Source organism: Salinivibrio sp. KP-1, assembly GCF_000968645.1.
GTDB lineage: Bacteria > Pseudomonadota > Gammaproteobacteria > Enterobacterales > Vibrionaceae > Salinivibrio > Salinivibrio siamensis.
Genome location: NZ_LAQR01000023.1, coordinates 1 through 693 on the forward strand (window position 1 = coordinate 1; position 693 = coordinate 693).

Sequence of the window (693 nt, forward strand, 5' to 3'; positions counted from 1 at the left end):
GATGCGAAAGCGTGGGTAGCAAACAGGATTAGATACCCTGGTAGTCCACGCCGTAAACGCTGTCTACTTGGAGGTTGAGGTTTAAGACTTTGGCTTTCGACGCTAACGCATTAAGTAGACCGCCTGGGGAGTACGGCCGCAAGGTTAAAACTCAAATGAATTGACGGGGGCCCGCACAAGCGGTGGAGCATGTGGTTTAATTCGATGCAACGCGAAGAACCTTACCTACTCTTGACATCCAGCGAATCCTTTAGAGATAGAGGAGTGCCTTCGGGAGCGCTGAGACAGGTGCTGCATGGCTGTCGTCAGCTCGTGTTGTGAAATGTTGGGTTAAGTCCCGCAACGAGCGCAACCCTTATCCTTGTTTGCCAGCACGTAAAGGTGGGAACTCCAGGGAGACTGCCGGTGATAAACCGGAGGAAGGTGGGGACGACGTCAAGTCATCATGGCCCTTACGAGTAGGGCTACACACGTGCTACAATGGCAGATACAGAGGGCAGCGAAGCTGCGAAGTGGAGCGAATCCCTTAAAGTTTGTCGTAGTCCGGATTGGAGTCTGCAACTCGACTCCATGAAGTCGGAATCGCTAGTAATCGTGGATCAGAATGCCACGGTGAATACGTTCCCGGGCCTTGTACACACCGCCCGTCACACCATGGGAGTGGGCTGCACCAGAAGTAGATAGCTTAACCTT

General features: G+C 53.0%; 1 rRNA gene. It reads left to right on the forward strand.

Annotated features, from left to right (window positions below):
• Positions 1-693 (forward strand): 16S ribosomal RNA (locus tag WN56_RS08600); the annotation flags it as partial.